Below are 22,711 nucleotides of genomic sequence, written 5' to 3' on the forward strand. Positions count from 1 at the left end.
ACGCGACAGGCGGAACCAATCGGGTATTGAAAGTTACCTCCCATGACCCTCAACGGATGGCTTCAGATCCTGCTTTACTGCGGGATCATCATCGTGCTCGTCAAACCGCTCGGCGGTTATATGACTCGCGTCTTCAACGGCGAGCGCACATTTCTCTCACCAGTCCTCGTTCCGATCGAGCGGGGACTTTACGCGCTAGCCGGCACCAGTGAACGCGAGGATCAGCACTGGACTTCCTACGCATTTTCGATGCTGCTCTTCAACCTGCTCGGTGTCATCGTTCTCTACGCGTTACTGCGCTTGCAGGCTGTTTTGCCCTATAACCCGGCCGGTATGGCAGCCGTTGGACCTGAGCTTTCCTTCAACACTGCCACGAGCTTCGTCACCAACACCAACTGGCAGAACTACGGCGGTGAAAGCACGATGTCGTATCTGACGCAGATGGCCGGCCTGACGGTGCAGAACTTCATTTCTGCCGCAACCGGTATGGCGATTGCGATCGGGCTCATCCGCGCCTTCTCGCGGGCGTCGGGTAAGGCGATAGGCAACTTCTGGGTCGACATGGTGCGTAGCACATTCTACGTCCTGCTGCCGATCTGCATCGTGCTGACGCTGGTCTATGTTTATCTTGGCGTGCCGCAAACCCTCGGTCCCTATGTCGATGCGACGACCCTCGAGGGTGCCAAGCAGACGATCGCTCTCGGCCCCGTCGCCTCGCAGCTGGCCATCAAGATGCTTGGCACCAACGGCGGCGGCTTCTTCAACGTCAACTCCGCGCATCCGTTCGAGAACCCCGACGCGATTTCAAACCTTATTCAGATGGTCTCGATCTTCGCGATCGGAGCGGCCCTCACCAACGTCTTCGGACGTATGGTCGGCAACCAGCGTCAGGGCTGGGCGATCCTCGCTACGATGGGGATCCTGTTCGTCGCCGGCGTGGCTGTGACCTATTGGGCGGAGGCCGCAGGCAATCCGCTGATGCACGCCTTCGGCCTGCAAGGCGGCAATATGGAAGGCAAGGAAGTGCGCTTCGGCATCACGCTGTCCTCGCTCTTTGCGGTCATAACGACGGCTGCCTCATGCGGTGCGGTCAATGCGATGCATGGCAGCTTTACGGCGCTCGGTGGCCTGATCCCCCTCATCAACATGCAGCTTGGCGAAGTTATCGTCGGCGGCGTCGGCGCGGGCTTCTACGGCATTCTGCTCTTCGTCATCATCGCGATTTTCGTCGCTGGTCTTATGGTCGGCCGTACGCCGGAATACCTTGGCAAAAAGATCGAAGCCAAGGAGATGAAGATGGCCGTCCTCGCCATTCTCTGCCTTCCGCTTGCGATGCTGGTTTTCACCGCGATATCAAGCGTCTTGCCCTCGGCCGTTGCCTCGATCGGCACGGCAGGTCCGCACGGCTTCTCGGAGATTCTCTACGCATATACCTCGGCTGCGGCAAACAACGGCTCGGCCTTCGGCGGCCTGACCGGCAACACACCCTGGTACAACATCACGCTCGGCCTCGGCATGCTGATGGGTCGCTTCCTGGTGATCGTGCCGGCACTCGCAATCGCCGGCTCCCTGGTCGCCAAGAAGACCGTCCCCGCCTCCGCAGGCACCTTCCCGACAGATGGCCTGCTCTTTGTCGGCCTCCTGACGGGCACGATCCTGATCGTCGGCGGATTGACCTTCTTCCCGGCCTTGGCGCTTGGCCCGGTCGTCGAGCATCTGGTCATGATTGCCGGCCAGACCTTCTGAGGTGGACGCAATGATCCTTCGTCACAAGTTTCGCAAATCCTTCAACGCACGTCCCGGTTCGCCGGGACGTGACACCCAGCGGATGACCCGCGCCTCCGACATCATCCTGGTGATGCTGGCCGGCCTCCTCGTCATCGTCGCGGTATTTCGGATCCTACACGGCTGATCGCCACAACGGTCGCCTTACTCTTTCAAGCTGGAGTCTCTTATGAGCCAGGCAAAATCAGCGAGCATCATGGATTCTCGCATTCTCATTCCGGCCGTGGGCGCCGCCTTCAAGAAGCTGAACCCACGCACCCTTGCCAAAAACCCCGTCATGTTCGTCGTGGCGACGGTTTCGGCACTGACCACGATCCTGTTCGTCCGCGATCTCGTCATGGGCGGCGGAGATCTCGGCTTCTCTTTCCAGATCAACCTGTGGCTCTGGTTCACAGTGCTTTTTGCCAACTTCGCCGAAGCCGTCGCCGAGGGCCGTGGCAAGGCGCAGGCGGACTCGCTGCGCAAGGCCCGCACCGAAACCCAGGCAAAGCTGCTGACGGCCAACAACGGCACAGGTTACCGTCTGGTCCCCGGCACGAGCCTGAAGGTGGGCGACCTCGTCCTCGTCGAGGCTGGCGATATCATTCCCTCGGACGGTGAAGTCATCGAGGGCGTCGCATCCGTCAACGAAGCTGCGATTACCGGCGAATCCGCCCCTGTTATTCGCGAGTCCGGCGGCGACCGTTCGGCTGTTACCGGTGGCACGCAGGTGTTGTCGGATTGGATTCGTGTCCGCATCAGCGCCGCGGCGGGACATACATTCCTCGACCGCATGATCTCTCTCGTCGAAGGCGCGGAACGTCAGAAGACGCCGAACGAAATCGCGCTCAACATCTTGCTCGCGGGCATGACGCTGATCTTCGTTCTGGCCACCGCGACCATCCCGAGCTTTGCAAGCTACGCTGGCGGCTCGATCCCGATCATCATCCTCGTCGCGCTCTTCGTGACGCTGATCCCGACCACCATCGGCGCGCTTCTCTCGGCGATCGGCATTGCCGGCATGGACCGTCTGGTGCGCTTCAACGTGCTTGCCATGTCGGGTCGCGCCGTCGAAGCCGCCGGTGACGTCGATACGCTGCTGCTTGACAAGACCGGAACGATTACCCTCGGCAACCGCCAGGCGACAACATTCCGCCCGGTTCGCGGCATCACCGAACAGGACCTCGCCGACGCGGCACAGCTGGCATCGCTCGCCGACGAGACACCGGAAGGCCGCTCGATCGTCGTGCTCGCCAAGGAAAAGTACGGTATCCGCGGTCGCGATATGACGAGCCTGAAGGCGACCTTCGTGCCCTTCACTGCCCAGACGCGCATGAGCGGCGTCGATGTCGAGGGCTCGTCGATCCGCAAAGGCGCGGTCGATGCTGTGCTTGCATATGTTGGCGCGGCGCCGGCGCCGGTCTCCGGCAATGCGGCCGTCGCCATTCGAAGCAACACCGAGGTCGTGCGGGAACTGCAGGCAATCGCCGATGAGATCGCCAAGGAAGGTGGCACACCGCTCGCCGTTGCGCGCGACGGGCGCCTTCTCGGCATCGTCCAGCTCAAGGACATCGTCAAGGGCGGGATCCGCGAGCGCTTTGCCGAACTGCGCCGCATGGGCATCCGCACGGTGATGATCACCGGCGACAACCCTATGACCGCCGCCGCCATTGCGGCCGAGGCAGGCGTCGACGACTTCCTCGCTCAGGCCACGCCGGAGAACAAGCTGTCGCTGATCCGCGAGGAACAGGCCAAGGGCAAGCTCGTCGCCATGTGCGGCGACGGCACCAACGACGCCCCCGCCCTCGCCCAGGCCGATGTCGGCGTTGCCATGAACACCGGCACGGTCGCGGCCCGCGAAGCCGGCAACATGGTCGACCTCGACAGCGATCCGACCAAGCTCATCGAAATCGTCGAAATCGGCAAGCAGCTGCTGATGACGCGTGGTGCGCTGACGACTTTCTCGATCGCCAACGACATCGCCAAGTACTTCGCAATCATTCCGGCGATGTTCCTGGCCTTCTATCCGCAACTCGGCGTGCTGAACGTCATGGGCCTAGCCACGCCGCAGAGCGCCATCCTGTCGGCGATCATCTTCAACGCGCTGATCATCGTCGCGCTGATCCCGCTCTCGCTCAAAGGCGTGAAATACCGCGCGGTCGGCGCCGGCGCGCTCTTGTCCCGCAACCTGCTTATCTACGGTGTCGGCGGCATCATCGTCCCCTTCATCGGCATCAAGGCGATCGACATGGTCATCACGGCCATCGGTCTCGCCTAAGGAGTTGACATCATGTTGAAAGAACTTCGTCCGGCAATCGTCATGATCGTTGCCACCACAGCCATCACCGGCCTGCTCTACCCACTCGCCATGACCGGCGCCGCGCAGGCGCTCTTCCCGGCGCAAGCCAATGGCAGCCTGATCGAAAAGGACGGCAAGGTGATCGGTTCGACGCTGATCGGCCAGGCGTTCGCCAGCGACAAATACTTCCACGGTCGTCCCTCGGCCGCGGGCGATGGATACAACGCCGCCTCATCTTCGGGCTCGAACCTTGGCCCGACCAGCCAGAAGCTGCTGGATCGCGTCAAGACTGACTACGAGGCGGCAAAGGCAACCAACCCGAATGCGGAGGTTCCGATCGATCTCGTGACCGCCTCCGGCAGCGGCCTCGATCCGCACATCTCGCCCGAAGCCACCTACTTCCAGATACCGCGCGTTGCCAAGGCACGTGGGATCGATGAAAGCAAGCTCAAGACGATTGTCGATGCCGCCGTCGAGCACCCTGAACTAGGGATTCTCGGCGAAGCGACCGTCAATGTACTGGCATTGAACCAGTCCCTTGATGCTTCTATGTCTGAGTAAGGTCAAAAGCCCCGGGGCGCCTGTGTGCACCCGGGGCCTGCTCGTCAAGGAAAGATAAAACGCATGCCGGAAGACAACCGCGACACGGTTGGAAGGCCCTCACCCGACGCGCTGCTCGAGAAAGCGCGTCAGGAGACCCGCGGCCGACTGAAGATCTTCCTCGGCGCCGCGCCCGGCGTAGGCAAGACCTATGAGATGCTGGAATCGGGCCGCGCCAAGATGTCCGATGGCGTCGACGTGGTCATCGGCATGGTCGAGACTCACGGGCGCAAGGAAACACAAGCGCTCGTCGACGGCTTCGAAGTCATTCCCCGCGTCAAGATCGACTACAAGGGCCGGCCTCTCGAGGAAATGGACATCGACGCCATTCTCGCCCGCAGACCCTCCCTTGTCCTGGTCGATGAACTCGCTCACACCAATGCCGAAGGCAGTCGACATCCGAAGCGCTATCTCGACGTCAAGGAGCTGCTAGATCGCGGCATCGACGTCTACACGACGCTGAACATCCAGCACGTTGAGAGCCTGAATGATGTGGTCTCACAGATCACGCGCATCCGCGTGCGCGAGACAGTTCCAGACTCTGTCATCGACATGGCCGATGACGTCGAGATCATCGATCTCACACCGGAAGACCTGATCAAGCGGTTGCATGACGGCAAGGTCTATGTCCCAAAGACCGCCGAAAAGGCCCTGACTAACTATTTCACCGCCGGAAACCTCACCGCGTTGCGCGAACTCGCATTGCGCAAGACCGCACAGCGTGTAGACGATCAGCTTTTGACCCATATGCAGGCGCATGCCATCTCCGGTCCCTGGGCCGCCGGCGAAAGGGTACTTGTATCTATTGATCATCATCTGCGCTCCGCTTCACTGGTACGCTACGCGTCGCGAATGGCCTCGCGGCTGCGCGCGCCTTGGGCGGCCGTCTATGTCGAGACCAATCGATCGATCAGTCTGACCGAGGCCGACCGCGACACGATTGCGGCAACGCTCCGCCTGGCCGAACAGCTCGGCGGCGAGGCTCTCACCATTCCCGGTCGCGAGGTGTCGGAAGAGCTGGTTCGACACGCCACCGCCAACAACGTCACGCACATCGTCATCGGCGCCCCGAGCAAGCCGACTTGGCGGGACTGGCTTCACCGCTCCATAGCCGACGATCTGATCCGAACCTCGGGCAACATCAGTGTCCACGTGATTTCCGGCAGCGAGAAGGATGGAACGTCGGCGCGCGGTGTCAAAACCGCGCCGTCGTCGCCTGCCTTCAATATCCAGCCATACCTCTCGGCCACAGCCTATGTGGTGATCGCGCTCATCGCAGGCGTTGTGCTTGATCAGGTTCTTGACGTCCGCAACCTCGCGCTCGTGTTCCTGATGGCAGTCCTCACCGCGGCCGTCATCCACGGGCTTCGTCCGGCGCTCTACACCTGCGTCCTCAGCGCACTGTCCTTCAATTTCTTCTTCCTGCCGCCCCGTTACACGCTGACGATCAGCGATCCGGAAAGCGTCCTCGCGCTGTTCTTTTTCCTGGGCGTTGCGGTGATAGCGAGCAATCTGACCGCAACGGTCCAACGCCAGGCTGCGGCGGCTCGACAGCGCGCCAGAACGACGGAAGACCTTTATCTCTTCTCCAAGAAGCTGGCCGGCACCGGCACACTAGACGACGTTCTCTGGGCCACGGCATTCCAGCTTGCCTCAATGCTCAAAGTCCGCGTCGTCCTGCTGCTGCCCGAAGGAGGCACCATTGCCGTCAAAGCCGGCTACCCGCCGGACGATACGCTCGATGAGGCAGATATCGCCGCCGCCCGGTGGGCCTGGGAGCACAATCACGCCGCCGGCCGCGGTGCCGACACCCTACCCGGCGCCAGGCGTCTCTATGTGCCGCTGCGAACCGGACGCGCTGCCGTCGGCGTGATCGGCCTGGACAATGACCGGCGAGACGGGCCATTGCTGACACCCGAGCAACAGCGTCTTCTCCACGCGCTGGCGGACCAAGCCGCTCTTGCGATTGAACGCATTCAACTCGTGGCGGATGTCGACCGTGCGAAGCTTGCCGCTGAGGCCGATCGTTTGCGTTCTGCCCTGTTGACGTCGATTTCGCACGATCTGAAGACGCCACTAGCCGCGATCCTCGGCGCCGCGGGCACACTGCGTGACTATCTCGATTCCATGCCTCCGGAAGATCGCGTTGATCTTCTGTCCACCGTGGTCGACGAATCGGAACGGCTGAACCGGTTTATTGCCAACCTCCTCGACATGACGAAAATCGAATCGGGCGCAATGGAACCGAATTATGCGCTGCACTATCCCGGCGATATTGCCGGAAGTGCGCTGCGGCGCGCCGAGAAAATTCTTTCACACCACCAGACTGTGATGAAAATCCCCACCGATCTACCGATGGTCCGCGTCGATCCGGTGCTGTTCGAGCAGGTGCTTTTCAACCTTCTCGACAATGCCGCCAAATATGCGCCGCCTGGGTCATCGATCCGCATTGACGCCTGGGCTGACGCATACAGTGTCATGATTCAGGTCTTGGACGAGGGGCCGGGTCTTCCGCCGGCAGACGTGGATCGGGTCTTCGATACCTTCTATCGCGTACGCAAAGGCGACCAGGTTCGCGCCGGAACCGGCCTCGGCCTGTCAATCTGTCGCGGCTTTGTCGAGGCCATGGGTGGAACAATAACGGCCGGAAATCGCACCGATCGCTCCGGTGCCGTCTTCACCATCCGCCTTCCGAGACCAAATGAAATTCCGAAATTGGATGAGCTCAAATGACCGGTTCAGCCGTAAAAATTCTCGTCGTCGACGACGAACCCCCGATCCGCAAGCTGCTTCGCGTTGGTCTCACCGCGCAGGGTTATGAGGTGAACGAGGCGCCGAACGGCGCTACCGCCCTGCAGTCGGCAAAGGACGATCCGCCTGATCTGATCGTGCTCGATCTTGGTCTACCAGACAAATCGGGCCACGAACTATTGCAGGAATGGCGAGACGGGGGTCTCACCCTGCCAATCGTCATCCTTTCCAGCCGCACAGATGAAACTGGCATCGTCAATGCCCTCGAAGCGGGTGCAGATGATTATCTGACGAAGCCGTTTGGCATGAACGAACTCGGCGCCCGGCTACGCGTCGCCTTGCGCCACCGTCTACAACAGCAGGGTGAGAGGGCGATCTTCCAGGCCGGCGGCCTGTCCATCGACCTCGTCAAGCGCATCGTCAAGATCGATGGCAGGGAAATCAAACTCTCGCCGAAGGAATACGACATCCTGAGGGTCCTTGCCCAGCACGCCGGAAAGGTCCTGACTCACCAGTTCCTGCTGAAGCAGATCTGGGGGCCGGCCGCCGATGTCCAGTATTTGCGCGTCTATGTTCGCCAGTTGCGCCAGAAGATCGAACAGAGCCCTGATCAGCCGCAATACATCACGACGGAAACCGGTGTCGGATACAGGTTGAAAGAAGCCGATCCGCCGCCGGCCTGAGTCGGTTCATCGGTATGCGCGCTCAGACCACGCTCGCATACCGAGCCCCACCATCACTTCATAGGCGATGCGGCGGCGCATCGGGTTGTGCAGTCGGATTGCCGTAGAACCCAAAAACTCGGTTTCAATGTGATCGAAAGTCTTTAGCTCGGGCGAAGTCTTGATCGTCCGCGCGTAAAATTCATGGAACGGTTGACGGCAGACGTAGGTCTTGTATTTCGTCAGGCAGAAGACGGAATAGCGACCGGCCTCTTCACGCAGGAAGTCGGTCACGCCAGCGGTAACCTCGGGCCAGGCCGGATTGAACGTGTCGTCGAAAACGATGATGCCATGCTCGGCCAGCGACGCGGCGGCCAGGCGGCTATCAGCCTCGACATGGGGCAGCATGTGGCCGCCATCGATGCTGAAGAAGCGAATCAGGCCGGCCCGTTCGATGACGTCCGCTGGCCGGAGTAGCGTGCTGTCGCTCTTGATGACACGCTCTTCATCTACTGAAAGCCCGAGTTGGCGGCCACCCGCCGCGAAACGTTCATACTGCGTAACACCGTGATCCGGTTTCACGATGTCGAACGGATCGATAGCGACGATCTTCTCTCCGTCTCCGCAGATCTTTCGCAGGAGAAAATAGGATCGACCGTAGTAAACACCAATCTCGGCCAAGCCGCCTTGCAGGGAAGCCGATTGCTGGGAACGCAAAATAGCAAGAAAGACCAGCGCGTCCGGCGGATCAATGTACCCTTCGATCGCTTGAAGATCATGGAATATGAATTTTCTGACCGATGAATTCATGGCACCGCGCCTTCCGATGCATCAACAGAACCCCCGTGAGGGACAATGTTTCGCAGAAGAAAGGAACATAAGTCAATTCTATTTAAGTTGGAGCAGAATATGTCTTTAGAGACGCATTAGGTTGCTTGAGCCTTTGCAGTTTTGATGCAGCGATCTATTGAGAGACCCGCGCCGCCATTAAGCCGGCGGACAGTCAATCCGGCCGAAAAGCTTCGATCAATCAATTTGCTAATGCCATCGCTGACAAAATGATGCCCTCGCCGCTCCCGCTTCGTTTCTTTCTTTTTCTTGCCATCGACCTGTCCTAAGTCTCCTCTCCAGCGAAACGAGAATTAAAGGTGGTGCATGGCAGGTGAAACGGTTCTGGTCGTGGGTGGCGCTGGGTATATTGGCTCGCACACGTGTCTCGATCTTGCGAATAAGGGTTTCAAACCGGTCGTTTTCGACAATTTCTCCAACGGTCATCGCGAATTTGTAAAATGGGGACCCGCAGAGGAAGGGGATATCCGGGATCGGGCCCGCCTCGACGAGGTCCTGGCCAAGCACAAACCAGCAGCCATCCTGCACTTTGCCGCCCTTATCGAGGTCGGTGAATCGGTCAAGGATCCGGTAGCCTTTTACGAGAACAACGTCATCGGCACCTTGACCCTCTTGGCAGCCGCCCAGGCTGCTGGTGTCAAGGCATTCGTGTTCTCGTCGACCTGCGCAACCTATGGCCTGCCGCAGAGCGTGCCGCTGGATGAGACGCATCGCCAGGTGCCGATCAATCCCTACGGCCGCACGAAATACATCGTCGAGCAGGCGCTGGCCGACTATGACAAGTACACAGGCTTTCGATCGGTCGTACTCCGCTACTTCAACGCAGCCGGCGCCGATTTCGAGGGCCGGATCGGCGAATGGCACCAGCCTGAAACCCACGCCATACCACTGGCGATCGACGCCGCACTGGGTCGCCGTGAGGGCTTCAAGGTCTTCGGCACCGATTACGAGACGCGCGATGGCACCTGCGTCCGCGACTACATCCACGTCCTCGATCTCGCCGACGCCCACGTTCGCGCCGTCGAGCATCTGCTGCGGGGCGGGGAGTCGGTTGCCCTCAACCTCGGCACCGGCACTGGAACGACGGTAAAGGAACTTCTCGGCACAATCGAGCGCGTCTCGGAGCGGCCGTTTCCGGTGGAATATGTCGGCCGTCGCGAAGGCGACTCCCACACGCTCGTTGCCAACAATGACAAGGCGCGGGAAATTCTCGGCTGGGCGCCGCAGTACGATCTATCTCAGATCATTCGCTCCGCGTGGAACTGGCACGCGAAGTCAAATCAGCACTGAAACGTATCAAGGATCGGTCGAACACGTAACGTCAATCACCACGCTTAGTAGGCGCGGTGATTGACGTATGTTGCCGGTCCTCATGCACGACGACGCTGAGCGCGATAGGCGGGTGGTCGCGGCGCCCCTCCGACCTCTCAGCCGAGGCGTCCGAGGTAATCCATCTTGCCGACGGGTACGCCCTGGTTGCGCAGGATCGCGTGGGCCGTTGCAAGGTGGAAGAAGAAATTCGGCAGTGCGAACGTCATCACGTATTCGTCGCCGCGGAACGTGAGCTTATTGCCTCCTGGCGAAAGAATGATTTCCCGCGTTTCCGTTCCCTCGAGCGCTGCCGGCGCGACGGTCGCGAGATAGGCTTCCGTCTTGGCAACGCGCTCGCGCAACTCGGCGATCGTTGCCTCGTTGTCTTCAAATTTAGGCGCCTCGCTGCCGGTCAGCCGCGCGATCGCCAGTTTGGCGCTATCGGTCGCGCGCTGATACTGGCCCGAGAACGGCAGCATGTCCGGAGTCAACCGCGCGGCAACGAGATCCGCGTCATCGATCCCTCTTTCTTTCGCGAAGTTCTCGGCTTTGTCGAGATAGGTCTTCAAGCTTTCAAGACCGTGCTGGAAGACGGGAACTGTCAATCGGTACATCGAAATAGGCATCGGTTTCTCCAATGGTAGGCAGCGACCTGCTGCCGCTGGCGCATATAGTTCGCGCAGGAACGCTTTTCAGCGCCAGCCAAGGTGTCTTCGCGCGATTTTCGCGGCTGGTCCTTGGCCTCATCATTGAAATGGACTTGACGCCTTTGTCAGAAAATGGAATGAATATTCCGTGATACAGATTTTACGGTTCGTTTGTTCCGTTTCTTGACGGACTGCCAACGGGAGATGGCCCAACGAACATATACTGGCTTTTGGGCACGGCCCGGAGCTCCGGCGTGAGGAGGGTGCAGCCGGACACCGCTTTGTGGAGGAAAGAAAATGAAGAAATTTATCCTGGGCACTGCCATGGCGCTCGTCCTGTCGACGGCCGCTCACGCTGAAACAGTCGGCGTTTCCATGGCGCTGTTCGACGACAACTTCCTGACCGTTCTACGCAACGGCATGCAGGACTACGCCAAGACCATGAACGGCGTGACGCTGCAGGTTGAAGACGCGCAGAACGACGTGGCCAAGCAGCAGAGCCAGATCCAGAACTTCATTGCGTCCAAGGTCGACGCGATCGTCGTTAATCCGGTTGACACCGACGCCACGGCGGCGATGTCGAAGCTTGCCGCTGAAGCCGGCATTCCGCTCGTCTATGTCAACCGCGAACCGGTCAACGTTGACGCTCTTCCGGACAAGCAGGCTTTCGTTGCTTCGAATGAGCAGGAGTCTGGCACCCTCGAAGCCAAGGAAGTTTGCCGGCTGCTCGGTGGCAAGGGCAAGGCCGTTGTAATGATGGGCGAACTCTCCAACCAGGCTGCGCGCATGCGCACCAAGGACGTCCACGATGTCGTGGCGACCGATGAGTGCAAGGGCATCCAGATCATTGAAGAGCAGACGGCGAACTGGTCCCGTACCCAAGGTTCCGACCTTATGACCAACTGGCTTTCCAGCGGTCTCGAGTTCGATGCCGTCATCTCGAACAATGACGAAATGGCAATCGGCGCCATCCAGGCACTCAAGGCGGCCGGCAAGGATCTCAGCAAGATCGTCATCGGCGGTGTTGACGCCACTCAGGACGCACTCGCTGCGATGCAGGCAGGCGACCTCGACGTGACGGTCTTCCAGGACGCAGCAGGTCAGGGCAAGGGCGCACTCGATGCAGCGCTGAAGCTGGCTAAGGGCGAAAAGGTGGACAAGAAGGTCTATATTCCTTTCCAGCTCGTCACGCCTGAAAACGTCAAGGACTTCGTCGCGAAGAACTAACGTTCGGAAATCGGGATGCGGGCATGGTCCGCATCCCTTCCTTCAGTCCGTGTCCGGGAGGAAATGAGATGGTTGTCAGCCCGTCTACCATGGCTGCAGTGCGTCAAAGCGGCGTTGTTCCGAATGCGGAATACCTGCTGAGCGCCGAAGGTGTCCGCAAGGAATTCCCCGGCGTCATCGCACTGGATGACGTTCAGTTCCGGCTGAAGCGCGGCACCGTCCACGCCTTGATGGGCGAGAATGGCGCTGGCAAGTCGACGCTGATGAAAATCCTTGCTGGCATCTACATCCCGGACAAGGGCGAAGTGCGCCTCAAGGGGGTCGAAATTCAGCTTAAATCACCGCTGGATGCGCTGGAAAATGGCATCGCGATGATCCATCAGGAACTGAACCTGATGCCTTACATGACCGTCGCCGAGAACATCTGGATCCGGCGCGAGCCGAAGAACAAGTTCGGCTTTGTTGACCACGCAGCAATGTTCCGCCAGACGGACGAGCTGTTTCGACGGCTGAATATCGATATCGACCCGGAGATCCAGGTTCGCGATCTTTCGGTTGCCAACAGGCAGATGGTCGAAATTGCCAAGGCGGTTTCCTACAATTCCGACGTTCTGATTATGGACGAGCCGACATCGGCACTGACCGAGCGCGAGGTCGAGCATCTTTTCAGGATCATTCGCGACCTTCGAGCTCAAGGCATCGGCATCGTTTACATCACGCACAAGATGAACGAACTGTTCGAGATTGCCGACGAATTCTCGGTGTTCCGCGATGGTCGCTACATCGGCACCCATGCGTCAACGGACGTCACCCGCGACGACATCATCCGCATGATGGTCGGTCGCGAGATCACCCAGATGTTCCCGAAGGAGGAGGTGCCGATCGGCGACGTCGTCCTTTCGGTCAAGAATCTCTCGCTGAACAATGTTTTCCATGACGTCTCCTTTGATGTCCGGTCTGGCGAGATCCTCGGCGTTGCCGGACTCGTGGGATCCGGTCGATCGAATGTCGCAGAGACCTTGTTCGGCGTAACGCCGGCGACATCGGGCACCATCGAACTCTTCGGCAAGAAGACAGATATCGCATCGCCAACCGTCGCGATCCAGAACCGCATGGCGTTCCTGACCGAGGACCGCAAGGAAACGGGCTGCCTGCTGATCCTCAGCGTTCTCGAGAACATGCAGATCGCCGTTCTCCAGGACAAGTTCGTCAAGGGTGGCTTCGTGCAGGAAGGCTCGATCGAGGCAACCTGTGAAGACATGGCCAAGAAGCTTCGCGTCAAAACGCCGAACCTCGATGAGCGCGTGGAGAACCTGTCCGGTGGCAACCAGCAGAAGGTTCTGATCGGTCGCTGGCTGCTCACCAATCCGAAGATCCTCATTCTCGACGAGCCGACACGTGGCATCGATGTCGGCGCCAAGGCCGAGATCCATCGCCTGGTGTCGGAGATGGCGAGGAATGGAGTGGCAGTGATCATGATCTCGTCGGAAATGCCGGAAGTGCTCGGCATGAGCGACCGCATCATGGTGATGCATGAAGGACGCGTAACCGGTTTTCTCAATCGCGACGAAGCAACGCAGATCAAGGTGATGGAGCTTGCCGCGCAGTGACGCGCGGGCTCCGGGAGCCGAAGGGAGGATATCATGAATACCAACGCAGCTGAGGCGGCAGCCCCACTCGCAACGCGCGCGCGCAGACGACGCGTTCCGCCGGAGCTCAGTATTTTCCTCGTTCTGATTGGCATTGCGCTTGTCTACGAAGTTCTCGGCTGGATCTTTATCGGCCAGAGCTTCCTGTTCAATTCGCAGCGCCTGACGATCATGATCCTTCAAGTATCGGTCATCGGTATTATCGCGGTGGGTGTGACCCAGGTCATCATCACCGGCGGCATCGACCTGTCGTCCGGCTCCGTCGTCGGCATGACAGCTATGATTGCTGCTAGTTTTGCCCAGGCATCGACCTGGCCTCGGGCGCTTTATCCGTCGTTAACCGACCTACCATTCTTCATTCCGATCGGCGTAGGTCTCCTGATTGGCCTCGCGGCCGGTTTCATCAACGGACAGCTGATCGCAAGGACCAAGATCCCGCCGTTCATCGCCACGCTCGGCATGATGGTCTCCGCACGCGGCATTTCGAAGTGGTACACCAAAGGCCAGCCGGTTTCGGGGCTCACCGATCAATTCAATTTCATCGGCACCGGCATTTGGCCTGTGATTGTCTTCCTCGTCGTCGCGCTGATCTTCCATATTGCCCTGCGCTATACCCGCTACGGCAAATTCACCTATGCAATCGGCGCCAATCTTCAGGCGGCACGCGTTTCCGGCATCAATATCGAGGCGCACCTCATCAAGGTTTACGCCATCGCTGGTCTCTTGGCAGGTCTTGCCGGCGTGGTCACCGCAGCCCGCGCTCAAACCGCGCAAGCAGGCATGGGTGTCATGTACGAATTGGACGCGATTGCTGCGACGGTCATCGGCGGCACGTCTCTGACAGGTGGCGTCGGTCGGATCACCGGCACGGTTATCGGCACGATCATTCTTGGCGTCATGACCTCGGGCTTCACCTTCCTCAGGGTTGACGCCTACTACCAGGAGATCGTCAAAGGGCTGATCATCGTGGCCGCCGTCGTGATCGACGTTTACCGGCAAAAGAAACGCGCCAAGCACTGACGAAAAGGACTTTGGAACGGGAGCCTCGGCTCCCGTTTTTCGTTTCCGCTAACCATTGCTACCGAACCGCAAAAATTCTGAAAAAAGGGGTAGCGTATTCCGCCAGCTTTTCTATTCTGCGCTCTTCATATCGCCCGCTCGGGCACACAGGAACGCAGATGCAATTCGTATTCGACGGCCATAACGACGTCCTTCTCCGGCTTTGGACACATGAACGGGATGGCGGCGATCCAATCGCTGAATTTTCAAACGGAACTGATCTAGGCCACATCGATGCTCCACGCGCCAAGGCCGGCGGTCTGGCCGGCGGCCTTTGTGCAATCTACGTTCCTTCCGGCGATCTTGTCTTTGCCGATCCCGACAAGAACGGTCATTACGTGACTCCGCTTGCCGCGCCGCTCGAGCCGCTTTCGTCGCTGAATATCGCGACGGAGATGGCCGCAATCGCGCTTCGCCTCGACCGCGCCGGCGCCTGGCGCCTTTGCCGCACGGTAAAGGACATCCGCAAAGCCATGGCCGACGGCGTCTTCGCCGCGGTGATGCACATGGAAGGCTGCGAGGCAATCGGCCCCGATCTGGCAGCACTCGAAGTGTTCCATGCCGCCGGCCTGCGCTCACTCGGCCCAGTCTGGAGCCGCCACAATATCTTCGGCCACGGTGTGCCTTTCGCTTTCCCGATGTCGCCGGACACGGCCCCCGGCCTGACTGAAGCTGGTTTTGCGCTCGTGCGCGAATGCAACAGGCTTGGGATCCTGATCGATCTGGCGCACATCACCGAGAAAGGCTTTTGGGATGTCGCAAAAACGACCGATCAGCCGCTCGTTGCTAGCCATTCGAACGCCCATGCGCTGACACCGGTTGCCCGCAATCTCACTGACAAACAACTCGACGCCATCAGAGAAAGCCGCGGTCTCGTCGGCGTAAACTACGCGACTGCGATGCTGCGCAGCGACGGTCGCTCCGATGGTGATACGCCGCTGAGGGATATGGTGCGCCATATCGACTATCTGGTCGAGCGCGTCGGCATCGACTGCGTGGCGCTCGGTTCGGACTTTGACGGCGCGACAATTCCTGAAGAAATAGGGGATGCCGCAGGCAATCAGAAGCTCATTGCCGCCCTCCAGCGCGTTGGCTATGGTGCCCGAGATCTCGAAAAATTGGCCAGCGGGAACTGGCTGAGAATTCTGGCTTCGGCATGGGGAGAACAGGACGCCTAAGCCTGCCGATTGCTTTGTGTTGAAATGGAAAACAGGGGAACAAAAACCATGATAGTCAGCAAATTCAACCGCACTTTCCGCGCGCTCTCTGCAGGGGCAGCGCTCTCGATCATGATGGCAGCCGCGCCGGTCGCCTTCGCGGAAACGCCGAAGGACACGCTGGTCGAAGGCTTCGCCATCGATGACATCATCACCATGGATCCGGGCGAAGCATTCGAGCTGTCGACGGCTGAGGTCACGAGCAACACCTACAGCCTGCTCGTCCGTCTCGATATGAGCGACACGTCGAAGGTAAAGGGCGACCTTGCTGAGAGCTGGACGGTTTCCGACGATGGCCTGACCTATACCTTCAAGCTGAAGCCCGGCATGAAATTCGCGTCCGGCAATCCGATCACGGCTGAAGACGTCGCGTGGTCGTTCGAACGGGCCGTCAAACTCGACAAGAGCCCGGCCTTCATCATCACCCAATTCGGCATCAACGGCGACAACGTCACCGAGAAGGCGAAGGCAACGGATGAAAGCACGTTCGTCTTCACCGTCGACAAGCCCTATGCGCCTAGCTTCGTGCTGAACTGCTTGACGGCAACCGTTGCATCCGTCGTCGACAAGAAGCTGGTCATGGATCACGTCAAGTCCGTGACGCCGAGCGCTGACTACAAGTACGACAACGATTTCGGCAACGAGTGGCTGAAGACCGGCTACGCCGGCTCCGGCGCCTACAAGCTCCGCGAATGGCGCGCCAATGAAGTCGTCGTGATGGAGCGCAACGACAACTATTACGGCGACAAGGCGAAACTCAACCGCGTTATCTATCGCTTCATGAAGGAAAGCTCGGCGCAGCGCCTGGCGCTCGAAGCGGGCGACATCGATATCGCGCGTAACCTCGAGCCCGGTGACCTCGATGCAGTCTCAAAGAATGCCGACCTGACCACCGTCAGCGCGCCGAAGGGCACTGTCTACTACGTCAGCCTCAATTCCAAGAACGAGAACCTGAAGAAGCCAGAAGTCCAGGAAGCCTTCAAGTACCTCGTCGACTACGATGCGATCGGCTCGACGCTCATCAAGGGCATCGGCGAAATCCACCAGACCTTCCTGCCGAAGGGCCAGCTCGGCGCGCTCGATGAAAACCCATACAAGCTCGACGTCGCCAAGGCCAAGGAGCTGCTTGCGAAAGCTGGCCTGAAGGACGGCTTCTCGGTAACGATGGACGTCCGCAATACACAGCCCGTAACCGGTATTGCCGAATCCATGCAGCAGTCGCTCGCCCAGGCCGGCGTCAAGATGGAGATCATCCCTGGCGACGGCAAGCAGACCCTGACGAAGTTCCGCGCGCGCACCCACGACATGTACATCGGCCAGTGGGGTTCGGACTATTTCGACCCGAATTCGAATGCCGATACGTTCACCAGCAATCCGGACAACTCGGATGCAGGTACCGTCAAGACGCTCGCCTGGCGCAACACCTGGGAAGCGCCGGAACTCGACAAGGAAACGAAGGCCGCCCTGCTGGAACGTGATGGCGCCAAGCGCGCTGCCATGTACGAGGATGTTCAGAAGAAGTTTCTCGCAAACAGCCCGTTCGTGATCATCTTCCAGCAGATCGAAGTCGCAGGCGCTCGCAAGAGCCTGAAGGACTTCAAGCTCGGCCCGAGCTTCGACACCAACTATGTCGGCCCGATCGGCAAGGAATGATCCGGCAGGATTGACCCGTTGAGCATCGTTGAAACAAATATGGAGGCACGGCCCAAACGGGGCCGTGCCGTTCCCATTGCCAAGGCGGTCGGGCGATTTCTTGTCGCCGCCGTCACGACTTATCTTGGCCTCCTGGCCGTAACTTTCTTCATCGGCCGGGTCGTCCCGATCGATCCCGTCCTCGCCATCCTCGGTGATCGTGCGCCCACGCACGTCGTCGAGCGCGTTCGTCGCGAGCTTGGTTTCGACCTGCCGCTCTACCAGCAGTTCTATATTTACCTGAAGAGCATCCTGTCGGGCGACTTCGGAACGTCAGTGTTGACCACCAATCCCGTGATGGTCGACATCAGGCGTGTCTTCCCCGCGACGATCGAACTCGCGACGCTCGGGACCATCATCGGATCGGCTATCGGCGTGCCGCTTGGCGTGCTTGCTGCTGTTCGGCGCGGCAGCATTGCCGACCAGGTTGTCCGTGTGATCGGTCTGATTGGTTATTCCGTTCCGATCTTCTGGCTTGCGCTGATCTCGCTTGTGATTTTCTACGCGCAGTTGCGGTGGGTTGCCTTCCCGGGCCGCATCGACATCGTCTTCGAGTACAGTTTTACGCCGGTGACCGGCTTCTATCTGATCGACAGCGCTATGCAGGGGCAGTGGGACGTTTTCTATGACGTCTTCCGCCACATCATTCTGCCTGCCTCGCTGCTCGGCTATTTCTCGCTTGCCTACATCAGCCGCATGACCCGTAGCTTCATGCTCAATGAGCTCAGCCAGGAATATGTGGTTGCCGCACGCGCCAAGGGGTTGTCCGAAACGCGTGTGATCTGGGGCCATGCATTGCGCAATGCCGCCGTGCCGCTGGTTACCGTCATCGCTCTCTCCTACGCCGGTTTGCTTGAGGGTTCGGTACTGACAGAGACGGTGTTCTCATGGCCGGGCATCGGACTCTACATCACAAATTCCCTTCAGAATGCCGACATGAACGCTGTTCTCGGTGGCACCATCGTCATCGGCACGGTTTTCATCGGCATCAATCTTCTGTCCGACCTTCTTTATCGGACACTCGACCCTAGGACGCGAAGCCGATGACGGTTCCCGCACATCAATCAGCGCCGATGAGCCGCCGTGAGTGGCTGCTTTCCGATCGGCCACAATCGCGCAAACAGGCGCAATTGGGCCGAGCCTATGTGACATGGCGCCAATTCACCGCACACCGCCTGGCCGTCGTCGGTTTGCTGATCATCATTGCCCTCCTGTTCGTGGCCGCCTTTGCAAACCTCCTCGCAACGCATTCGCCCATTGTTGGCGACCTGAAGAATGCGCGCCTGCTTCCACCCGGCGCTGAGGGTTATTTGCTTGGTACCGACGACCAGGGCCGCGATATCTATTCACGCCTGATCTACGGCTCCCGCCTGACACTGCTCGTCGTCGTTCTAGTCGCCGCCATCTCGGCACCTATTGGTCTGATCGTCGGGACGGTGTCGGGCTACGCCGGTGGTTGGGTCGACGCGACGCTGATGCGCATCACCGATATCTTCCTGGCCTTCCCCAAGCTGGTTCTGGCGCTTGCCTTCGTTGCAGCGCTCGGACCTGGTATCCAGAACGCCATCATCGCGATTGCGATCACCTCTTGGCCGCCCTACGCTCGCATTGCGCGCGCGGAGACGCTGACCGTCCGCCGCTCCGACTACATCTCTGCGGTCAAGCTGATGGGCGCATCGCCGCTGCGGATTGTGGTCCGGCACGTCATGCCGCTCTGCCTTTCCTCACTCATCGTGCGCGTCACGCTCGACATGGCTGGCATCATCTTGACGGCCGCTGGTCTCGGCTTCCTCGGCCTCGGCGCGCAGCCGCCGCTTCCTGAATGGGGGGCGATGATCGCCTCTGGCCGGCGCTTCATCCTCGACCAGTGGTGGGTGGCAGCCATGCCAGGCTTTGCGATCCTCATCGTCAGCCTCGGCTTCAACCTGCTTGGTGACGGCCTGCGCGACGCGCTCGATCCCAAGGAGAGCGGCCAATGAACGACCTCCTCACCGTTCAAAACCTCAAGGTCAGCTATCCCACGCGCACGGGCGTGATCGAAGCCGTCCGCGGCGTCTCGTTTACGCTTGGCAAGGAACGCCTCGGGATCGTGGGCGAATCCGGCTCAGGCAAGTCCCAGACGGGGCGCGCCATCATGGGTCTGACCCCAAAGCACGGCATTGTTTCGGCCGACAAGCTCGATTTCAATGGTATCGACCTTCTCAACGCATCGGCCAAACAGCGCCGGCAGCTGCGCGGCAAACGCATCGCGATGGTCTTGCAGGATCCGAAGTATTCGCTCGACCCTGTCATGTCGATTGGCCGGCAGATCTGCGAGACGCTGAGGACCCACGAAAAAGTCGGCAAGACGGAGGCGCGCGACCGCGCGCTCGCAATGCTCGAGGCCGTGCAGATCCGTGATCCCAAGCGGGTCTTCGACCTCTATCCGCACGAGGTCTCGGGCGGTATGGGTCAGCGCGCCATGATCGCTATGATGCTGATCGCCGATCCGGAGCTTCTGATCGCCGACGAGCCGACCTCCGCATTGGATGTCACGGTCCAGCTCGACGTTCTCAGGATCATGGACCGGCTCGTGTCGGAACGCGGCATGGGCCTGATCTTCGTATCCCACGACCTGCGCCTGGTCTCATCCTTCTGCGACCGCGTCATCGTCATGTATGCCGGCAAGGTCGTGGAAGAACTCAAGGCATCCGATCTCAAGAATGCGAGCCATCCCTACACGCAGGGCCTGTTGAACTGCATGCCCCAAATCGGCGAAAGCAGGCACCCGTTGCCGGTCCTCGATCGCAAGCCGGAGTGGGCCGCATGAGCGTCGCACTTTCAGTCGACCAGCTGAGCGTGGTCTATGATCACTTCCACGCCCTGAAGGACGTCAGCGTCGATATCGAGTCCGGTGAGTCATTCGGATTGGTCGGCGAATCTGGGTCCGGAAAATCGACATTGCTCCGTGCCGTTGCCGGCCTGGCGCCGATAACAAGCGGCTCCATCAAGATCCACGGCGATCCCCTGGTCGGTGCGAAGCGATCCAAGGCCTTTTACAGACAGGTTCAGATGGTCTTCCAGGATCCGTACGGATCCCTACACCCACGCCAGACCATCGATCGCCTCCTGCTCGAGCCGCTGGCGATCCATGGCATCCGCGACAGCGACATGCGGATCGCCCGCGCTCTTGATGAGGTTGGGCTTGGAAACGGTTTCCGCTTCCGTTACCCGCATCAGCTTTCCGGTGGCCAGCGCCAGCGCGTTGCGATTGCCCGCGCGCTGATCGTCGAGCCGTCCATTCTCTTACTCGATGAACCCACCTCGGCGCTTGACGCGTCGGTGCAAGCAGAGGTTCTGAACCTCCTCGAACAGGTGCGGCGAGATCGCAAGCTGACCTTCGTCATGGTCAGCCATGATCTCGGCGTGGTCACCCATATGTGCGATCGCCTTGCTGTGATGCGCAATGGATCCGTCGTCGAACGATTAACATCCACACAGCTGGCAGGGGCAGCCGTGTCCGAGGACTACACGCGAAATCTGATGGTGGCCAGCAAGGGTTTCGTCAAAGCGTGAAAGGCAATCTTTTTCAATGAATTGTTTTCGCTAGGGCTCGACGAGCCTTAGCCTTAACGATCCGCTAAAACACGACCATTCAACTAGACTATTGACACCCGCCTTACTTCTGTCATGATCCCGTTAACGCCCGTTAATTTTCGTGATCATGGAGATCAAGCATGTTTTTTCTCGGCGGCATGACGATGGGATATCTGCACCCACCGGCCAAGACCGATAGAAAAGCTGCAGCTTCGACCTCGATTCCGGCGGAGAAAGACCGGCGGCTCCTCGAAAAATCGGAACCCAAAAGAAGCGCGCGCCAAGCGGTGGAAGATGATCGCTCCTTGCTCTGGGCCTGGCGGACTCTTGTCTAGTTCCACCCAAAGGGGCGGATTTTTTAACACCCCCTAGCAGGACAGAATTTTATCTCTACCTATCAGATAGAGAAAATACGAAAACGCTAACGAAAAAGAACACGGAGAAACGGAGGCAACACATGGCAGACCTAGGTATCTCGCATGCTCATGTGAATCAGTATGGTTCCGTCCAAACCAAAAAGCCGGGCACGACCCGCAGCAAGATCCAACTTGCTATTAACGCAACGCTTGTCACGGCGGCATTTGTTTTCGTCGCAGCTCTCGTCTTTGGCGTCGTAGGCTAAGCCAGAGGTGCCGTTGCGGAACTATCCGCTTAGCTGCTCATTCTCTCCGCACAGACATTGTGAAAAGGGAGAATGACGATGAAAGGCATTTTACTCTGGTTGATCGGCATTCCGATCCCGGTAATTATTCTGCTCTACCTCTTCCACGCATTCTAAAATTGCGATCGATTAGCGGTTATGACAAGGCGCGTCACTGGCGCGCCTTTTCTTTTTGGCTGGGGCGGTCTTGTAGCTTTGACGGAACCAATAGAGCGACCTCCCGTTAATTCCATCAGCTAAGACAAGGAGATCGCCATGCTTTATTATGCACTCGTATTTCTCGTTGTGGCGCTGATCGCCGGCGTATTGGGCTTTGGCGGCATTGCCGGCGCTTCCGCCTCGATCGCTCAGGTTCTTTTCTTCCTGTTCCTGATTCTGTTCGTCGTGTCTGTGGTCATGCGCCTCATGCGACGCACCTGACGAAAACCTATCTACAAATGAAAGCCGGCGCTTGCCCAAGCGCCGGTTTCCTTTTGTCGGTAAGTGCGATCCCACGTGCGGCCGAAATGCCGCCTTTAAAACATCTTGACTTGAATTATCGCAATGGTGTCCAACTTTCCCGGAATGGCTCCAAAAGGTGGAGGGCACAACGGAGCCGTGTTCGCGCGTCGCCCACACATGTCCGCGTTTAAACCGTTTCGCATCGTTGGTTGATTACCGTTCCGATCTTGCAGTCCGGGATCCAGAAACCCCGGCGCTGTTCATGCGGCAGTCATATTCGGCAGTGCAAAAGGCAACGCAAAATCA

At 59.3% G+C, this 22,711-nt stretch carries 21 protein-coding genes; 19 read left to right on the top strand and 2 right to left on the bottom strand.

Translation table 11 applies throughout. The features are described 5' to 3' along the window. Positions 1-42 precede the first annotated feature (42 nt). The 6 genes from kdpA (at position 43) to RGCCGE502_RS24055 (ending at position 8,097) form a co-directional block, all read left to right on the top strand. The gene (kdpA, locus tag RGCCGE502_RS24035) at positions 43-1,746 is read left to right on the top strand and encodes a potassium-transporting ATPase subunit KdpA (RefSeq protein WP_016556801.1); all 1,704 of its coding nucleotides are present in this window, start codon (positions 43-45) and stop codon (positions 1,744-1,746) included. A gap of 10 nt (positions 1,747-1,756) precedes the next feature. Continuing rightward, the gene (locus RGCCGE502_RS37515; RefSeq protein ID WP_016556802.1) at positions 1,757-1,912 is read left to right on the top strand and encodes a hypothetical protein; all 156 of its coding nucleotides are present in this window, start codon (positions 1,757-1,759) and stop codon (positions 1,910-1,912) included. A gap of 42 nt (positions 1,913-1,954) precedes the next feature. After that, entirely contained in the window at positions 1,955-4,042 is a 2,088-nt protein-coding gene (gene kdpB, locus RGCCGE502_RS24040; protein WP_016556803.1) for a potassium-transporting ATPase subunit KdpB, read from the top strand. A gap of 12 nt (positions 4,043-4,054) precedes the next feature. Further along, a complete protein-coding gene (gene kdpC, locus RGCCGE502_RS24045) occupies positions 4,055-4,624 on the top strand; it encodes a potassium-transporting ATPase subunit KdpC (RefSeq protein ID WP_016556804.1) in 570 nt (189 codons plus the stop codon). 63 nt (positions 4,625-4,687) lie between these two features. Then, a complete protein-coding gene (locus RGCCGE502_RS24050; protein WP_016556805.1) occupies positions 4,688-7,396 on the top strand; it encodes a DUF4118 domain-containing protein in 2,709 nt (902 codons plus the stop codon). Beyond that, positions 7,393-8,097 (top strand): response regulator transcription factor, encoded by a 705-nt coding sequence (locus RGCCGE502_RS24055; RefSeq protein ID WP_016556806.1) that lies wholly within the window; start codon positions 7,393-7,395, stop codon positions 8,095-8,097. Before RGCCGE502_RS24050 ends, RGCCGE502_RS24055 begins: the two co-directional genes overlap by 4 nt. A gap of 6 nt (positions 8,098-8,103) precedes the next feature. On the opposite strand, the gene RGCCGE502_RS24060 is transcribed toward RGCCGE502_RS24055, so the two are convergent. Continuing rightward, on the bottom strand, positions 8,104-8,886 hold the full coding sequence (locus RGCCGE502_RS24060) for a class I SAM-dependent methyltransferase (protein ID WP_016556807.1): 783 nt from the start codon (positions 8,884-8,886) through the stop codon (positions 8,104-8,106). Between the two features lie 345 nt (positions 8,887-9,231). Here RGCCGE502_RS24060 and galE point away from each other — a divergent pair, with 345 nt between their 5' ends. Next, positions 9,232-10,215, top strand: a complete 984-nt coding sequence (galE, locus tag RGCCGE502_RS24065; protein ID WP_016556808.1) for a UDP-glucose 4-epimerase GalE — start codon at positions 9,232-9,234, stop codon at positions 10,213-10,215. Between the two features lie 137 nt (positions 10,216-10,352). Here the strand turns inward: galE and RGCCGE502_RS24070 are convergent, their stop codons facing one another. After that, positions 10,353-10,862, bottom strand: a complete 510-nt coding sequence (locus RGCCGE502_RS24070; protein WP_016556809.1) for a DUF1993 domain-containing protein — start codon at positions 10,860-10,862, stop codon at positions 10,353-10,355. Between the two features lie 318 nt (positions 10,863-11,180). On the opposite strand from RGCCGE502_RS24070, the gene RGCCGE502_RS24075 reads away from it, so the two are divergent. From RGCCGE502_RS24075 to RGCCGE502_RS35010, 12 genes are all read left to right on the top strand, one after another. Continuing rightward, on the top strand, positions 11,181-12,110 hold the full coding sequence (locus RGCCGE502_RS24075; RefSeq protein ID WP_016556810.1) for a sugar ABC transporter substrate-binding protein: 930 nt from the start codon (positions 11,181-11,183) through the stop codon (positions 12,108-12,110). 68 nt (positions 12,111-12,178) lie between these two features. After that, on the top strand, positions 12,179-13,720 hold the full coding sequence (locus RGCCGE502_RS24080) for a sugar ABC transporter ATP-binding protein (protein WP_016556811.1): 1,542 nt from the start codon (positions 12,179-12,181) through the stop codon (positions 13,718-13,720). 33 nt (positions 13,721-13,753) lie between these two features. After that, the gene (locus tag RGCCGE502_RS24085; RefSeq protein WP_016556812.1) at positions 13,754-14,779 is read left to right on the top strand and encodes an ABC transporter permease; all 1,026 of its coding nucleotides are present in this window, start codon (positions 13,754-13,756) and stop codon (positions 14,777-14,779) included. Positions 14,780-14,937: 158 nt separating this feature from the next. Then, the gene (locus tag RGCCGE502_RS24090; RefSeq protein WP_016556813.1) at positions 14,938-15,996 is read left to right on the top strand and encodes a dipeptidase; all 1,059 of its coding nucleotides are present in this window, start codon (positions 14,938-14,940) and stop codon (positions 15,994-15,996) included. Positions 15,997-16,044: 48 nt separating this feature from the next. Then, on the top strand, positions 16,045-17,688 hold the full coding sequence (locus RGCCGE502_RS24095; protein ID WP_016556814.1) for an ABC transporter substrate-binding protein: 1,644 nt from the start codon (positions 16,045-16,047) through the stop codon (positions 17,686-17,688). A gap of 18 nt (positions 17,689-17,706) precedes the next feature. Then, a complete protein-coding gene (locus tag RGCCGE502_RS24100; RefSeq protein WP_016556815.1) occupies positions 17,707-18,774 on the top strand; it encodes an ABC transporter permease in 1,068 nt (355 codons plus the stop codon). After that, the gene (locus tag RGCCGE502_RS24105) at positions 18,771-19,706 is read left to right on the top strand and encodes an ABC transporter permease (RefSeq protein WP_016556816.1); all 936 of its coding nucleotides are present in this window, start codon (positions 18,771-18,773) and stop codon (positions 19,704-19,706) included. Before RGCCGE502_RS24100 ends, RGCCGE502_RS24105 begins: the two co-directional genes overlap by 4 nt. Next, complete coding sequence (locus tag RGCCGE502_RS24110; RefSeq protein ID WP_016556817.1) at positions 19,703-20,536, top strand: ABC transporter ATP-binding protein; 834 nt, start codon at positions 19,703-19,705, stop codon at positions 20,534-20,536. The genes RGCCGE502_RS24105 and RGCCGE502_RS24110 overlap by 4 nt, the downstream gene beginning before the upstream one ends. Further along, on the top strand, positions 20,533-21,282 hold the full coding sequence (locus tag RGCCGE502_RS24115) for an ABC transporter ATP-binding protein (RefSeq protein WP_016556818.1): 750 nt from the start codon (positions 20,533-20,535) through the stop codon (positions 21,280-21,282). Before RGCCGE502_RS24110 ends, RGCCGE502_RS24115 begins: the two co-directional genes overlap by 4 nt. A gap of 161 nt (positions 21,283-21,443) precedes the next feature. Further along, positions 21,444-21,638: a hypothetical protein gene (locus RGCCGE502_RS24120; protein WP_016556819.1), complete on the top strand. Its 195-nt coding sequence runs from the start codon at positions 21,444-21,446 to the stop codon at positions 21,636-21,638. A 122-nt stretch (positions 21,639-21,760) separates the two neighbouring features. After that, complete coding sequence (locus tag RGCCGE502_RS37520; protein WP_016556820.1) at positions 21,761-21,925, top strand: hypothetical protein; 165 nt, start codon at positions 21,761-21,763, stop codon at positions 21,923-21,925. A 294-nt stretch (positions 21,926-22,219) separates the two neighbouring features. Further along, positions 22,220-22,384: a DUF1328 domain-containing protein gene (locus RGCCGE502_RS35010; protein WP_016556821.1), complete on the top strand. Its 165-nt coding sequence runs from the start codon at positions 22,220-22,222 to the stop codon at positions 22,382-22,384. Positions 22,385-22,711 lie beyond the last annotated feature (327 nt).

Origin of the sequence: Rhizobium grahamii CCGE 502, assembly GCF_000298315.2 — a bacterium.
GTDB classification, from domain to species: domain Bacteria; phylum Pseudomonadota; class Alphaproteobacteria; order Rhizobiales; family Rhizobiaceae; genus Rhizobium; species Rhizobium grahamii.

Coding starts and splice junctions, on each gene's coding strand:
- kdpA (WP_016556801.1), top strand. CDS start 43: ATGACCCTCAACGGATGGCTTCAGATCCTGCTTTACTGCGGGATCATC.
- RGCCGE502_RS37515 (WP_016556802.1), top strand. CDS start 1,757: ATGATCCTTCGTCACAAGTTTCGCAAATCCTTCAACGCACGTCCCGGT.
- kdpB (WP_016556803.1), top strand. CDS start 1,955: ATGAGCCAGGCAAAATCAGCGAGCATCATGGATTCTCGCATTCTCATT.
- kdpC (WP_016556804.1), top strand. CDS start 4,055: ATGTTGAAAGAACTTCGTCCGGCAATCGTCATGATCGTTGCCACCACA.
- RGCCGE502_RS24050 (WP_016556805.1), top strand. CDS start 4,688: ATGCCGGAAGACAACCGCGACACGGTTGGAAGGCCCTCACCCGACGCG.
- RGCCGE502_RS24055 (WP_016556806.1), top strand. CDS start 7,393: ATGACCGGTTCAGCCGTAAAAATTCTCGTCGTCGACGACGAACCCCCG.
- RGCCGE502_RS24060 (WP_016556807.1), bottom strand. CDS start 8,886: ATGAATTCATCGGTCAGAAAATTCATATTCCATGATCTTCAAGCGATC.
- galE (WP_016556808.1), top strand. CDS start 9,232: ATGGCAGGTGAAACGGTTCTGGTCGTGGGTGGCGCTGGGTATATTGGC.
- RGCCGE502_RS24070 (WP_016556809.1), bottom strand. CDS start 10,862: ATGCCTATTTCGATGTACCGATTGACAGTTCCCGTCTTCCAGCACGGT.
- RGCCGE502_RS24075 (WP_016556810.1), top strand. CDS start 11,181: ATGAAGAAATTTATCCTGGGCACTGCCATGGCGCTCGTCCTGTCGACG.
- RGCCGE502_RS24080 (WP_016556811.1), top strand. CDS start 12,179: ATGGTTGTCAGCCCGTCTACCATGGCTGCAGTGCGTCAAAGCGGCGTT.
- RGCCGE502_RS24085 (WP_016556812.1), top strand. CDS start 13,754: ATGAATACCAACGCAGCTGAGGCGGCAGCCCCACTCGCAACGCGCGCG.
- RGCCGE502_RS24090 (WP_016556813.1), top strand. CDS start 14,938: ATGCAATTCGTATTCGACGGCCATAACGACGTCCTTCTCCGGCTTTGG.
- RGCCGE502_RS24095 (WP_016556814.1), top strand. CDS start 16,045: ATGATAGTCAGCAAATTCAACCGCACTTTCCGCGCGCTCTCTGCAGGG.
- RGCCGE502_RS24105 (WP_016556816.1), top strand. CDS start 18,771: ATGACGGTTCCCGCACATCAATCAGCGCCGATGAGCCGCCGTGAGTGG.
- RGCCGE502_RS24110 (WP_016556817.1), top strand. CDS start 19,703: ATGAACGACCTCCTCACCGTTCAAAACCTCAAGGTCAGCTATCCCACG.
- RGCCGE502_RS24115 (WP_016556818.1), top strand. CDS start 20,533: ATGAGCGTCGCACTTTCAGTCGACCAGCTGAGCGTGGTCTATGATCAC.
- RGCCGE502_RS24120 (WP_016556819.1), top strand. CDS start 21,444: ATGTTTTTTCTCGGCGGCATGACGATGGGATATCTGCACCCACCGGCC.
- RGCCGE502_RS37520 (WP_016556820.1), top strand. CDS start 21,761: ATGGCAGACCTAGGTATCTCGCATGCTCATGTGAATCAGTATGGTTCC.
- RGCCGE502_RS35010 (WP_016556821.1), top strand. CDS start 22,220: ATGCTTTATTATGCACTCGTATTTCTCGTTGTGGCGCTGATCGCCGGC.